Annotated in this window: 14 protein-coding genes; 9 read left to right on the top strand and 5 right to left on the bottom strand. The window is 45.1% G+C overall.

Annotation, left to right across the window (positions count from 1 at the left end):
• On the top strand, positions 1-540 hold the full coding sequence (nrdG, locus tag DC094_RS16365; RefSeq protein ID WP_116688203.1) for an anaerobic ribonucleoside-triphosphate reductase-activating protein: 540 nt from the start codon (positions 1-3) through the stop codon (positions 538-540).
• Positions 531-1,082 (top strand): carboxymuconolactone decarboxylase family protein, encoded by a 552-nt coding sequence (locus tag DC094_RS16360; protein WP_116688202.1) that lies wholly within the window; start codon positions 531-533, stop codon positions 1,080-1,082. The genes nrdG and DC094_RS16360 overlap by 10 nt, the downstream gene beginning before the upstream one ends.
• Positions 1,083-1,107: 25 nt before the next feature.
• On the opposite strand, the gene DC094_RS16355 is transcribed toward DC094_RS16360, so the two are convergent.
• The 5 genes from DC094_RS16355 to DC094_RS16335 form a co-directional block, all read right to left on the bottom strand.
• Positions 1,108-1,425, bottom strand: a complete 318-nt coding sequence (locus tag DC094_RS16355) for a putative quinol monooxygenase (RefSeq protein ID WP_116688201.1) — start codon at positions 1,423-1,425, stop codon at positions 1,108-1,110.
• Positions 1,426-1,680: 255 nt separating this feature from the next.
• Positions 1,681-2,574: a Tim44 domain-containing protein gene (locus tag DC094_RS16350; protein ID WP_116688334.1), complete on the bottom strand. Its 894-nt coding sequence runs from the start codon at positions 2,572-2,574 to the stop codon at positions 1,681-1,683.
• Positions 2,575-2,934: 360 nt separating this feature from the next.
• Positions 2,935-3,534 (bottom strand): peptide-methionine (S)-S-oxide reductase MsrA, encoded by a 600-nt coding sequence (gene msrA / locus DC094_RS16345; RefSeq protein WP_116688200.1) that lies wholly within the window; start codon positions 3,532-3,534, stop codon positions 2,935-2,937.
• Positions 3,535-3,702: 168 nt separating this feature from the next.
• Positions 3,703-5,349 carry a chaperonin GroEL gene (gene groL / locus DC094_RS16340; protein ID WP_170114602.1) on the bottom strand — a complete coding sequence of 549 codons (1,647 nt, stop codon included), beginning with the start codon at positions 5,347-5,349 and terminating at the stop codon, positions 3,703-3,705.
• A 70-nt stretch (positions 5,350-5,419) separates the two neighbouring features.
• A complete protein-coding gene (locus DC094_RS16335; protein ID WP_116688198.1) occupies positions 5,420-5,710 on the bottom strand; it encodes a co-chaperone GroES in 291 nt (96 codons plus the stop codon).
• Between the two features lie 252 nt (positions 5,711-5,962).
• Here DC094_RS16335 and cutA point away from each other — a divergent pair, with 252 nt between their 5' ends.
• The 7 genes from cutA to DC094_RS16300 all read left to right on the top strand — a co-directional run bounded on the left by cutA (position 5,963) and on the right by DC094_RS16300 (position 13,019).
• Complete coding sequence (gene cutA / locus DC094_RS16330) at positions 5,963-6,286, top strand: divalent-cation tolerance protein CutA (protein ID WP_206605685.1); 324 nt, start codon at positions 5,963-5,965, stop codon at positions 6,284-6,286.
• Positions 6,283-8,082: a protein-disulfide reductase DsbD gene (dsbD, locus tag DC094_RS16325; protein WP_116688197.1), complete on the top strand. Its 1,800-nt coding sequence runs from the start codon at positions 6,283-6,285 to the stop codon at positions 8,080-8,082. Before cutA ends, dsbD begins: the two co-directional genes overlap by 4 nt.
• Before the next feature lie 158 nt (positions 8,083-8,240).
• The gene (aroQ, locus tag DC094_RS16320; RefSeq protein ID WP_116688196.1) at positions 8,241-8,687 is read left to right on the top strand and encodes a type II 3-dehydroquinate dehydratase; all 447 of its coding nucleotides are present in this window, start codon (positions 8,241-8,243) and stop codon (positions 8,685-8,687) included.
• A gap of 11 nt (positions 8,688-8,698) precedes the next feature.
• Positions 8,699-9,142, top strand: coding sequence for an acetyl-CoA carboxylase biotin carboxyl carrier protein (accB, locus tag DC094_RS16315; RefSeq protein WP_116688195.1), 444 nt, complete (start codon positions 8,699-8,701; stop codon positions 9,140-9,142).
• 21 nt (positions 9,143-9,163) lie between these two features.
• Positions 9,164-10,504 carry an acetyl-CoA carboxylase biotin carboxylase subunit gene (accC, locus tag DC094_RS16310; protein WP_116688194.1) on the top strand — a complete coding sequence of 447 codons (1,341 nt, stop codon included), beginning with the start codon at positions 9,164-9,166 and terminating at the stop codon, positions 10,502-10,504.
• Positions 10,505-10,571: 67 nt separating this feature from the next.
• Positions 10,572-11,465, top strand: a complete 894-nt coding sequence (gene prmA / locus DC094_RS16305; protein WP_116688193.1) for a 50S ribosomal protein L11 methyltransferase — start codon at positions 10,572-10,574, stop codon at positions 11,463-11,465.
• Between the two features lie 3 nt (positions 11,466-11,468).
• Complete coding sequence (locus DC094_RS16300; RefSeq protein WP_116688192.1) at positions 11,469-13,019, top strand: zinc-ribbon and DUF3426 domain-containing protein; 1,551 nt, start codon at positions 11,469-11,471, stop codon at positions 13,017-13,019.
• The last annotated feature ends 12 nt before the right edge of the window (positions 13,020-13,031 follow it).

The raw sequence follows: 13,031 nt of genomic DNA, 5'->3' as shown, positions 1-13,031 counted from the left end.
ATGAATTATCACAAATATATTTCAGTTGATGTTATTAACGGCCCGGGTACTCGCTGTACATTATTTGTCTCAGGTTGTGAGCACAAATGCCCAGGCTGTTATAACGCAAAAACCTGGCAAGCTGAGTCAGGGCATTTATTTGATCAATCGTTGCAAGATCGAATATTGGCTGATTTATCAGATAATCGAATTAAACGCCGAGGCTTATCGCTAAGTGGTGGCGACCCAATGCATCCCGCTAATCTGGATGCCCTAATTGCACTATGCTCAAAGGTAAAACGACAACTGCCCGACAAGGATATCTGGTGCTGGACCGGTTATGAGTTAAATCAACTCAATAGCAAACAACAGGAATTGTTAGCGCTGGTTGATGTATTAATTGATGGACGCTTTGAGCAAGATTTGGCTAATCCGAAATTACTCTGGCGTGGCAGTAGCAACCAACAGATTCATCAGCTGACACAGCCGATTAGTACTCAGTCAGTTAGTAGCCAGCAAGTGCTATCAAATTTATATTCTGGAGAAAGAAAGTGCGCATAACTCCCGCTGAAATTAAATCGCTTCCCTTCTGGTTACGCTGGTTTTTTAACAAGCAGCAAAAAAAATATGGCCAGATGCTTCAACCCGCTCTAGTTTGGTCTAGAAAACCTTCATTGTTTGTTTTATTTGCCAGCATGTGGGCGCGATTAAGCCATAAGTCTTCTGCACTACCTGCAGATTTACGCGCTTTAATTCAAGTATATGTCGCCAAATTAACTTGGTGCCATTTTTGTGTCGATTTAAACAGCCTGACACTGATTAGCGAATCGGGTGGAGAAGAAAAATTACATGAACTAGATGACTGGCAAAACAGCTCAAAACTGTCTGAAGCTGAAAAAGCTGCGCTGGCCTGGACTAAAGCCATGTCTGGCGAAGGCTGTCAAATTGATGATCAGTTGCACAGCACTTTAAAGCAACATTTTTCTGAGCAACAGATTATGGAATTAACTGCCCTGATCTCTTTTCAAAATATGTCAGCCCGTTTTAATGCTGCATTGGACTTACCGTCTCAGGGTTTATGTGAAATGCCGGTTAAAAAGTAACCGGCATTTTTAGCAAGCATCACTATTAAGCAATTACTTCATGATAAGTCTCAACATGACTAGACGCGACCAATTCAGGCATTACTTGATGGAAGTAATCCTGGATTGATTGCTTATTACAATGAGCTTCAAATGCAGCCAAGTTAACAAATTTCTCAACAAAAGTTACCTTGTGGTCATTATCGCGACTTACATTTAACTCATATCGAATACAGCCTTCTTCACGACGGGTATCAGGAATCAGTGATGCCAGCGCTTCAACCAGCTGATCTGTTTTACCCTGATTGGCGACAAAGGTAGCAACACACACGATCTGTTGACGGTTAATTTTAATATCTGACATAACAATACTCTTGGATTAATGAATGTTGGCATTATCTGCTGCTAAGAATGATAACAGCACCGCTAAAAATATTCTGTTTAGCGTTTTGAATACATTAGATACAGGTCATTCTTTGTTTGCAACCAAGTAATTATAGCGAATCGACCTGCTGAACTTTTACGGTATGTAATCGATAACTAGCATCTGTATCAGTCAGTTACAAAAAAGGCGTAGCCAGAGCTACGCCTTTTTTATATTAATCAAACAGCCAAATAATTAATCGGTTTGAATACCAACAATAATCCAGCTAGCACCTTCAACAGAAATATCTCGCTCAAGATGCCAAGTATCAAAAATACCGTCTTCTGATTTTTCCAGTACGTCTTTACAAACGCCACGGAATAAAATACTGATTTCCGCGGTATCCCCAGTTTGATCGGCACGAACAATTTCAGCGGACAATTGAGTTACTTCAGTTTGCGGTGCCACCATCAGCTTATCTCGCTGCTGTTTTAGCGCAGCAAAAATCTCTGGACTGACATAGGTTTCAATCACATCTAACTCGCCTGAATTCCAGGCATTTTGCACCGTACGGTAATGCTCTAAAGAACCTTCAATGAAAGCGGCTTGATCAAAGCCCTCAGGCATATTAAATGGTACTTGTTCATTTTCAGCTATTGCCGAACTATTTGCCGTTGAAGACTGGGATTGATTGCTTTCAGAATTCTCTGGTGACATTTCAAATGCCTGTCGCTGCTGATTATTTGAATTGCCTTGTCCTGCTTCAGCACCTTGTCCAGCTGCAGCAAATGCGGGCCTGCCTTGGCTGGCTGAACGCGCTTTCAAACCTCGCAAAACTTTAAAGGCAATAAAAGCAATCGCTGCAATCATCAACATATCCATCATTTGCAGACCTTCGAATGCACCACTACCTAACAGTGCTGCAATCAGACCACCCGCTAGCAAACCGCCTAGCAACCCACCCAGCAAACCCTTCTTTGACGATTGATTTGCCGCATTATTAGTAGTGGCTTGCTTTTTTTGAGTGCTATTTTGAAATTGTGAAGTTTTTTGACTCTTGCCAAAGCCTCCACCGCCGCCCAAACGTTTGGCATTAGCCTCGCCTGCCATAGCGAAAATAAAAAAGAAACTAGTAAAAACTATAGTCATTGATTTTAATGAAAATAACCTAAAAGAACTGGAAGCAGTCATATAAAAAAGCCTAGAAATTTTATGGACAATACGGCCTTTTCAAATTCTCTGGCCGACATATTAAGTCAACCATACTAAGCTAGCGTCAAACAGAAGTCATCTTTTGACAACACCAGGAGATCACTCAGTTGAAACATTTCATCAGGTTACTATATGGAATTAATTAACAATTCGAGCATTTAGATTTTCCGACTTAATTTTCTTGATATAACAGCAGCTCTCGGTGGCTGGCGCACTTGAAATTTTCTAGGTTTTAGCATTGATCATTTTCACAAAAAAAGCCGAGATTCTCATCTCGGCTTTTTTTTGGAATTTGGCTTAATGTTCTAACGCTAGCTCGCCCCAAAGTCTTTTTAGTCGATCATCACGGCCACAACCACTGCGGTAATACTTATAGCGCCATGGGTTCTTCTTGGCATAATCCTGATGATAATCTTCTGCTGGATAAAACTTGCTAGCGGGCTTTAATTCGGTATAAATTCTTTCAAAACGCCCGCTCGCTTTTAAATCAACCAGACTTTTTTCTGCTGCTGCTTGTTGCTCTGGGTTGAGATAATAAATACCGCTGCGATATTGAGAGCCAGAGTCACAGAACTGGCGATTTTTTACAGTAGGATCGACATTATGCCAGAACACACTCAATAACTTCTCATAACTCACTTTGGACGGATCATAAGTCACCTTTACCGCCTCAGTATGCCCAGTACGACCAGCAGAGACTTGTTTGTAAGTTGGATTGCTTTGTCTTCCATCGGTATAGCCACTCACCGCCTCAATCACACCCTCAACTTTTTCAAAATCAGATTCGGTACACCAAAAGCAACCACTGGCGAAAATCGCTTCAGCTTTTTCCTGGGCATTAACAGAAAAAGTGCTTATGAGTAATAAAACGGGCAACAAGGAAATCTTTTTCAGCATCTTATAATTCTCAGTGGTTCTATGGAACAATCTTGCTTATAGGTACTTGGGCTTATTTTTTCAAGATTAGTTCATTCAACATTTTTAGTTCTGATAAAAACTAAAAAACCCCGCCTAAGCGGGGTTTTTTATAAAATGGGTCGAGCTAAGAAGAAGTAGAGTTTAGCGCTACATCATTCCGCCCATGCCGCCCATTCCACCCATGCCGCCCATATCAGGCATTGCAGGTGCAGCAGCATCAGCTGGTTCATCAGCAACCATGCACTCAGTAGTGATCATAAGACCCGATACTGAAGCTGCGTGCTGCAGTGCTGAACGCGTTACCTTAGTAGGATCCAAGATACCCATTTCAACCATATCGCCGTATACACCCTTACCAGCGTTATAACCGTAGTTACCTTCGCCGTTAGCGACTTCATTTTGTACTACTGAAGCTTCGTCGCCAGCGTTAGCTGCGATTTGACGCAAAGGAGAAGACATAGAGCGACGCAATAATGCGATACCGGCATTTTGGTCTTCGTTGTCACCGACCAAACCTTCGATTGCTTTTTGCGCACGAACCAGAGCAACACCACCGCCAGGAACAATGCCTTCTTCAACTGCAGCACGAGTTGCATGTAATGCATCTTCAACACGCGCTTTCTTTTCTTTCATTTCAACTTCAGTTGCTGCGCCAACCTTGATCACTGCAACACCGCCAGCCAATTTGGCTACGCGCTCTTGCAACTTCTCACGATCGTAATCAGATGAAGCTTCTTCGATTTGACGACGAATCAGGTCAACACGGCCAGCAATTGCCAAGCCTTCGCCTGCACCATCAACAATCACGGTTTCATCTTTAGAAACCTGAATTTTCTTAGCAGTACCTAAATGCTCAAGTGTCGCTGTCTCTAATGACAGGCCAATTTCTTCAGCAATTACGGTTGCGCCAGTCAAAACTGCAATGTCGTCTAGCATAGCTTTACGACGATCGCCGAAGCCAGGTGCCTTAACCGCGGCAACTTTCATTACACCGCGCATTGAGTTAACGACCAATGTTGCAAGCGCTTCGCCTTCAACATCTTCAGCAACGATTAATAATGGCTTGCCCGCTTTAGCAACGCCTTCCAGCAATGGCAGCATTTCGCGGATGTTGCCGATTTTCTTATCTACTAACAGAATAAAAGGCGCTTCTAGTTCAGCAGTCATGCTTTGCTGATCATTGATGAAGTAAGGAGACAGGTAACCGCGATCAAACTGCATGCCTTCTACTACATCTAACTCGTTGTTTAGGCCTGAACCGTCTTCAACGGTGATAACACCTTCTTTACCCACTTTACCCATCGCTTCAGCGATGATGTTGCCGATTTCTTCATCGGAGTTTGCAGAGATAGTACCTACCTGAGCAATCGCTTTATCATCATTACAAGGCTTAGACATCGCTTGTAATTCTACAACAGCAGCTTTAACAGCTTTATCAATACCGCGCTTTAAGTCCATTGGGTTCATGCCAGCAGCAACGGCTTTCATGCCTTCGCTCAGGATAGATTGAGCTAGAACCGTTGCAGTAGTCGTACCGTCGCCAGCAACATCAGAAGTCTGGGAAGCGACTTCTTTAACCATCATCGCACCCATGTTTTCAAACTTGTCTGCCAGTTCGATTTCTTTGGCTACTGAAACACCATCTTTAGTTACGGTAGGTGCGCCGAAAGATTTTTCTAAAATAACGTTACGGCCTTTTGGCCCCAGCGTTGTTTTAACTGCGTCAGCCAGAATATTTACACCCGCAACCATACGGCTACGAGCGTTATCACCAAATTTGACTTCTTTAGCCATGATAAAAATCCTTTAAAAAATTTTGTTCAAAACGGGAATGAAATAAATACGAAGCGATTAGCTTTTCAGCTTAGCCTTCAACGATGGCCAAAATGTCGCTTTCGCTCATTACCAGCAACTCTTCGCCATCAACCTTAACGGTTGAACTGCCGTAGCCACCGAACAAAACCTTGTCGCCTTCTTTAACAGCCAGCGCACGCACATCGCCATTATCCAAAATACGACCAGCGCCAACTGCTACGATCTCGCCCTGGTTAGGTTTTTCAGTCGCGGAACCTGGCAGTAAAATTCCACCAGCAGAAGTTGCTTCTTCTTCGCTGCGACGAATTACTACGCGATCATGCAACGGACGAATTTTCATTTCTATCTCCTGGTTCTATATATTCAGTAACTGCTTGTTAAGTAATTAGTTAACTTGACAATGCAGGTTTATATCAAATTTGGCCATTGTCTATCAGCCAGATACACCACGATGTTGGGGGTATGTAAAACCATTTCAATAGTTGAACAAAAAAAAATATCGGTGATAACGATTCTCAATTGCAACCATATCTGCAAATTAAAAGTGGTATAGTCGATAGGTCACTAGCCCGCTTGTAGACAGGAGTTCGCAATGACTGTTAAAGATCCGATGATTGCTTTTTGCAGCTGCCCCGACATTGAAATTGCTCGAAGGGTTTCCGATCAAATGGTAAGAGAAAAGTTGGCCGCTTGCGTCAGTTTATTTCCGGGAATCGAATCGATTTATCAGTGGCAAGATGAAATCGAGCATGCCCAAGAAGTCATGCTGATGATTAAAACCACCAAAGCCAATTGGAAATCATTAGAAAAACTGATTCTCGACAAACACCCATATGAACTACCTGAACTTATTGCAGTCGATATTAGCAACGGAATTCCCGATTATCTCAGCTGGATAGAAAAGCATACACAATGATTGTTCGCCTACTGCTCCTAATTATTAGCCTTGGCTGGCTGCCTGCAGCCCAAGCCAATTTTTTTTCTGACGAACCTGAAATTTTGCCTCAGGAGCAGGTATTTATTCCTGATCTGCTGCGAATATCGCAAAATCAGGTTAAAGCCAGTTTTACCATTTTGCCTGGCTACTATTTATACGATTTTCGCTTTAAGGCAACGGTATCAGAAGGTAGCCAGATTCAACCGGGCAAACTGATTCTGCCTCCAGGTAAACCGAAAAAGGATGATTTCTTTGGTGAGTTCAATGCTTACTTGCAAGAAGTCGACATCATCATTCCATTTAGTGGTGCCGAAAATAAGCCGATCAAGTTTACCTTGCATTGGCAAGGCTGCGCTGAAGCAGGCTTTTGTTATCCACCTGCTAGCAAAACCTTCGAACTGGATAAATTTGTAGGAGTTGCCAGTGAGATTGCTCTAGCAAACACAAACTATTCGCTGGATCAATTATCGAATGCCGATGACTTGTTCTTCTCTAGCCAACTGGCTGATTCTAGCTTGAGTTCAACCTTACTGATCTTTTTCCTAATCGGTATTGGCTTAGCATTTACCCCCTGCGTATTTCCAATGATGCCTATTTTGGCTGGCTTGATTGCGGGCGGTAACAAAAAATCCTTTAGCAAAACGCTGGTCATGAGCCTGATGTATGTCCAGGGCATGGCAGTTGCTTATGCAGTAATCGGCCTGGTATTTGGTTTGGCTGGGGCAAATTTACAAAGCGCGTTGCAGCATCCAGTTGTATTGATTGTCTTCAGCGTTATTTTTGTCATTTTAGCTCTGGGGATGTTTGGTTTTTACCAGCTACAAATGCCGGCAGCGATTCAAGCCAAATTGCAGCAAATCGGTGATAACGGCAGTTTGTTGGGTGCCTTTGTGATGGGACTGGCTTCAGCACTCATTGCTAGTCCATGTGTCACACCGGCATTAACTGGTGCGCTGTTGTATATCAGCACGCAAGGTGATGCATCGACCGGCATGGCTGCACTCTATGCAATGGGTATTGGCATGGGGATTCCGCTGATCGTTCTGGCGATCGGTGGCAATAAGTTAATGCCTAAATCCGGTAACTGGATGGACAAGATAAAGGTGATTCTTGGCTTTGGCCTGCTCGGTGTTGCGGTTTGGTTAATCAGCCGATTAATTAGTGACCCGACTGCATTGGTGTTATGGGGTATTTTATTAGTACTACTGGCCAGTCAGTTAGGTTTGGAAAAATCCGACACAGTTAATGGCCGATTCCGCCAAGGCATCGCGATTCTGATTCTGCTTTGGGGCGGCGTTATGGTTACCGGTGGTGCGCTGGGCAATAGAGATCCGCTTGCACCTTTAACTTCTGTACCTCAAACCTACTCAAGTAGCGCTTCTAATCCTGCTAATTCAATTTCAATCACTGCTGATCATGCAAATTTTAAGGATATTCGGGGACTAGATGCACTACTTGCCGAAGTAGGCAACGGCCAGCCAGTAATGCTCGATTTCTATGCCGATTGGTGTGTCAGCTGCAAAGTCATGGAGCGAGATGTATTCCCCGACCCTCAGGTACAACAGGCACTGCAAGGCTACAAGCTGTTGCGTAGCGATGTGACTGCCAACGATGCAATTGATCAAGGGCTAATGTCGAACTTTGGAGTGATCGCGCCGCCAACATTACTGTTTTTTGATGCAAATGGGATGGAACTTCGCCAATTTCGCATAACGGGCGAAAAAGATCGTGAGCAGTTCTTATCTCACCTGAAAAAACTCAACTCAGTTCTTTAGCCCCTCCTTCTACGGCCGCAAAACAACCTTTTGCGGCCCAAAAAGACTGTCCAAACGGTCAGCATATGTTGCGAACGTGCAGCGATCTTCGGTTTTCTGGACAAAAACTAGCCTTTGGTGCAAAATTTGTCGCAATCGGATCATCGGGACGAATATTCATGGCCAAATTGCTGGTGCTTCACGGACCAAACCTAAACATGCTGGGTGTTAGAGAACCTGGTCATTATGGTGCGGACACCTTGGATAGTATTAATCAGGGTTTGATTAACACAGCAAAGCAGGCAGGTCATCAGCTTGAGGCATTTCAAAGCAATGCCGAGCATCTATTGATCGACCGAATCCACCAGTCCCACGGTGAAATCGATTTTATAATTTTTAATCCAGCTGCATTTACCCACACTAGCATTGCGCTGCGGGATGCCCTGCTGGCGGTTTCTATTCCGTTTATCGAAGTGCATCTTTCTAATGTGCATGCTCGGGAAAGTTTCCGCCATAAGTCATGGTTTTCTGATATCGCAATCGGCGTGATCTGTGGGCTGGGTCCCAAAGGCTATCAACTAGCGCTGGCGTCTGCGCTGGAGCGCTTGGCTAAACCGGCAAGTTAAGAGATATATCAATGGACATTCGTAAGATTAAAAAACTGATCGACTTGGTTGAAGATTCTGGCATTGCTGAACTTGAGATTTCTGAGGGTGAAGAATCTGTTCGCATCTCTCGCTACTCTCCAGCACCGACCCATTATGCAGCTGCACCTGTTGCGGCGGCTCCGGTTGCTGCTGTAGCACCTGCTGCTGTTGAAGCAGCTCCAGCGGCTGAAGTCATTGCAGGCCACCAGGTTAAATCCCCAATGGTGGGTACTTTCTATTCTGCGCCATCTCCAGGTGCTAAGCCTTTCGTTACTGAAGGTCAGAAAGTCAAAAAAGGCGACACCTTGTGCATCATCGAAGCGATGAAAATGCTCAACCAGATCGAAGCAGACAAATCTGGCATCGTGATGGCGGTATTGGCTGAAAATGGCCAACCAATCGAGTTCGGCCAGCCACTGGTTACCATTCAATAAATCGCAGGAGGCTCACTACCCATGCTTGAAAAGGTAGTTATCGCCAACCGTGGCGAAATCGCTCTGCGAATTTTGCGAGCTTGCCGGGAACTCGGCATTAAAACTGTTGCAGTTCACTCAGATGTAGATCGTGATTTGCTGCACGTTCGCTTGGCAGACGAAACGGTTTGTATTGGCCCTGCAGATTCTTCTGCCAGCTATTTGCAGATCCCATCGATCATTAGCGCCGCTGAAGTCACTGATTCAGTTGCGATTCACCCTGGCTATGGCTTTTTGGCAGAAAATGCTGACTTTGCTGAACAGGTAGAAAAAAGTGGCTTTACATTTATCGGCCCTAAGCCAGAAACCATCCGCCTAATGGGCGATAAGGTCAGCGCGATTGCGGCGATGAATAAAGCGGGCGTACCTTGCGTACCAGGCTCTGACGGCCCATTGGGTGATGATCCTGAACGCAATATACAAGTTGCCCGTGAGATTGGTTATCCGGTGATGATCAAGGCTTCTGGTGGCGGCGGTGGTCGTGGCATGCGAGTAGTTCATAGTGAAGCGGCATTATTAAACGCCATTTCCTTGACCAAAAGCGAAGCCTTATCTTTCTTCAGTAACGACATGGTTTACATGGAAAAATTCCTTGAAAACCCTCGTCACATTGAAATTCAGGTACTGGCTGACGGCCAAGGCAACGCAATTCATCTGGCAGAGCGCGATTGCTCAATGCAACGCCGTTGTCAGAAAGTGGTTGAAGAAGCACCTGCACCTGGCATTAGTGAAGAAGTGCGACAGCGCATTGGTGGTCGTTGCGCACAAGCTTGCGTAGAAATTGGTTATCGCGGTGCCGGTACGTTTGAGTTCTTGTTCCAAGACGGTGAATTTTACTTCATCGAAATGAACACTCGAATTCAGGTAGAGCACCCGATCACTGAAGAAATCACTGGTGTGGATTTGGTTCGCGAGCAGCTTTTGATTGCTTCTGGCCATCCATTATCACTTAAGCAGTCTGATATTAAGGTGAAGGGCCACGCGATCGAATGCCGTATCAACGCAGAAGATCCGGTTACCTTTATCCCAAGCCCTGGCAAGATTGATTTCTTCCATGCTCCTGGTGGGCCGGGCATCCGTTTTGATTCCCATATCTATAACGGTTATGTGGTGCCTCAGTATTACGATTCACTGCTCGGTAAGCTCATCAGCTACGGCACCGATCGTGATGCCGCGATTCGCAAAGCACTTATTGCTTTGGATGAAACGGTTATCGAAGGCATCAAAAGTAATATCGATCTTCACAAGGAAATCTTGCGTGACACCCAGTTCCAACAAGGTGGCACTAACATCCATTACCTTGAGAAAAAGCTCGGACTTTAATCGAGCCTTTCGCTATTATCTCAGGCCCGGTTTATACCGGGCCTTTTTTTTGTTTTAGGAAGTAGTAATGCCCTGGATCCAAATTCAATTATCCACCACCGAACAACAGCAAGAACAGTTTGAAGATTTATTGCTGGCTGCTGGTGCGGTTTCTGTCACGCTGCAAAACAATGGTGATGCCCCCATTCTGGAACCATTGCCTGGCGAAACGCCGTTATGGGGGAAGTTGCGGGTAATCGGCCTGTTTGAAGCAGATATCGATGTGAATCAGGTCACAAATTTCCTAAAAGAGCAGGTTGCAGTTGACCCGTTACCCGGCCTGAAAATTGAAGCGTTGGAAGACAAAGATTGGCATCGCGCTTGGATGGATGAATATCACCCCGTTCACTGCGGCGGTGAGTTATGGATCTGCCCTAGCTGGCTTGATGCGCCTCACCCTGAAGCGGTCAATGTCAGATTAGACCCTGGCATGGCTTTTGGTACCGGTACTCACCCAACTACTTTCCTTTGTCTAAAATGGTTAGCCGATCATCCCCCACAAGATTTACAGGTAATAGACTTCGGCTGCGGCTCAGGCATACTGGCTGTAGCCGCTGCACTACTGGGTGCAAACGTAGTTGATTGTATTGATATTGACCCTCAAGCTTTGCTCGCTACACGCGATAATGCTGAAAAGAATTCATTGAGTGAACAGCAAATCCGTAGCTGGTTGCCAGAACATGCTCCAGATTCGGTTGCTGACCTGTTAATCGCCAATATTTTAGCTGGCCCGTTGATAGAGCTTTCCTCTGAAATGGCAGCTAGAGTAAAACCAGGTGGTAAACTGGTGTTATCCGGTATACTTGAACATCAAGTACCGGCAATGCTCGATTGTTATAGCCAATGGTTTGAAATGTCCGAGCCAGAAATCCACCATGAAGGTTGGGCTCGACTGGACGGAATCAGAAAAGGAAACCGCTAGCTCATGTCTCAACAGCTTCACACTCGTTGCCCTCACTGTTCCAGTGCATTCCGTTTTGATGCCGAATTACTGGATATTGCTAATGGCCGAGCCAAATGTGGAGACTGTAAACAGGTATTTAATGCCAGTGCTTGGCTGATTGATGTCCCTTCTGATATCAACAGCCAGCTAGAAAGTATTGTTGATCAATACCAGCTGGATGCATTAACAGAGCTAGGTTCCCCTTCTCAAGGCTTGGGTGATTTGGATCTGTCGGCAGACTTTTCTTTCTCTGCTAAAGATCCTGAACCCCAGCCTGAAACACCAAAACAGCCTCAAACAAAATCAGACAACGACCGTATCGAACCAGTCATGTCTGAAGCTGAAACCAGCCCTACCACACAGATTCAACCCGATCCGAAAGTACGACCAGCCGCCCCTAAGCGGCCGAAAGCGGCTCCGCAGCAGGCTCCTAAGCTAACTCCTGCTGCGGTACAACAGTCGCCGATTAAAGCGAAATCTAAGCCAACAATTGAAGCGGAAATAGCCGCTCTGGAAGCCCAGTTAGACGCAGAAGAATCACTCGATCATACGACACAGCAAGAAGCTTCGGTTATCGCTACAGAAAAAATGGCCGCCAGCAAGCAAACAGATATTCGCGCCACAGTTGGGCCAGATGCATTGGATCAAACTGATCTTGATTTCTCTTTAAATACCGCACCCGAAGATATTAGCGATGATATGGCTGCTTTGGTTAACCAGTCGTCCAATGAAGATGACCCTGCTCTGGGTCAGGTTGAAGATATCAACCTCCATGATCTAAATAGCGATGAATTAAGCAACGATGAAGCAGAAGCTTTGTTTGCTACTAATCCAGCGTTTGCATCTAACCTGAGCCTTGAAGACGAAGATATTCACCTCGATGACTTTGACCTTTTTAACCAACAAGACGGCGAATCGCTTCAACCGGCTAATGCACCGCTCAAATCACCAATCAGCGCTAAGAATCGTCAGCGCAACGAAGAAAGAGACAAGGTACTTGAGCAGTTAATGGGTGAAGAGACTGCCAAAAAACGCAGCAGTGTCCGACCATTAATTTGGTTGCTACTCGCCACGATTATCGTGGTAGTCGGTGCGGGTGAATGGATCTGGCTGCAAAGAGATACCTTTGCTCATCAAGATAACCGCCGACCTTGGTTAGAAACCATGTGTGGCGTGATTGGCTGTGAAGTACCGGCTTATCGCAATCTGAAAAAAATCGCCATCAGCAACCGCGACATGCGCAGTCACCCAGACGACCCTCAAGGTTTGCAGCTAAATGCATTGCTGACAAACAAGGCGCAATGGCACCAACAATTACCAGAGCTCGACTTAAGTTTTTCAGATATCAAGCAGCAAGTAATCGCCCAACGGATCTTCAAACCAGAAGAATATTTACGTGACAAAGGCTTGTTAAATAAAATGATGAAGCCAGATTTACCGGTGCAAATCCAGCTAGAGCTTAAAGATCCGGGTGAAAGCGCAGTCAACTTTGAGCTCAAGCTAATCGAGCCAGAGCGAACAACACTTTTCTGATCTCGCGCATTC

It is taken from the genome of Pelagibaculum spongiae (assembly GCF_003097315.1).
Taxonomy (GTDB): Bacteria; Pseudomonadota; Gammaproteobacteria; order Enterobacterales; family Pelagibaculaceae; genus Pelagibaculum; species Pelagibaculum spongiae.
The sequence above is the reverse complement of the archived record's forward strand: the minus strand, read 5'-3'. Positions and strand labels throughout refer to the sequence as shown.

Coding starts and splice junctions, on each gene's coding strand:
- cutA (WP_206605685.1), top strand. CDS start 5,963: ATGACTGTTAAAGATCCGATGATTGCTTTTTGCAGCTGCCCCGACATT.
- msrA (WP_116688200.1), bottom strand. CDS start 3,534: ATGCTGAAAAAGATTTCCTTGTTGCCCGTTTTATTACTCATAAGCACT.
- prmA (WP_116688193.1), top strand. CDS start 10,572: ATGCCCTGGATCCAAATTCAATTATCCACCACCGAACAACAGCAAGAA.
- dsbD (WP_116688197.1), top strand. CDS start 6,283: ATGATTGTTCGCCTACTGCTCCTAATTATTAGCCTTGGCTGGCTGCCT.
- DC094_RS16335 (WP_116688198.1), bottom strand. CDS start 5,710: ATGAAAATTCGTCCGTTGCATGATCGCGTAGTAATTCGTCGCAGCGAA.
- DC094_RS16300 (WP_116688192.1), top strand. CDS start 11,469: ATGTCTCAACAGCTTCACACTCGTTGCCCTCACTGTTCCAGTGCATTC.
- nrdG (WP_116688203.1), top strand. CDS start 1: ATGAATTATCACAAATATATTTCAGTTGATGTTATTAACGGCCCGGGT.
- accB (WP_116688195.1), top strand. CDS start 8,699: ATGGACATTCGTAAGATTAAAAAACTGATCGACTTGGTTGAAGATTCT.
- accC (WP_116688194.1), top strand. CDS start 9,164: ATGCTTGAAAAGGTAGTTATCGCCAACCGTGGCGAAATCGCTCTGCGA.
- DC094_RS16350 (WP_116688334.1), bottom strand. CDS start 2,574: ATGACTATAGTTTTTACTAGTTTCTTTTTTATTTTCGCTATGGCAGGC.
- aroQ (WP_116688196.1), top strand. CDS start 8,241: ATGGCCAAATTGCTGGTGCTTCACGGACCAAACCTAAACATGCTGGGT.
- DC094_RS16355 (WP_116688201.1), bottom strand. CDS start 1,425: ATGTCAGATATTAAAATTAACCGTCAACAGATCGTGTGTGTTGCTACC.
- groL (WP_170114602.1), bottom strand. CDS start 5,349: ATGGCTAAAGAAGTCAAATTTGGTGATAACGCTCGTAGCCGTATGGTT.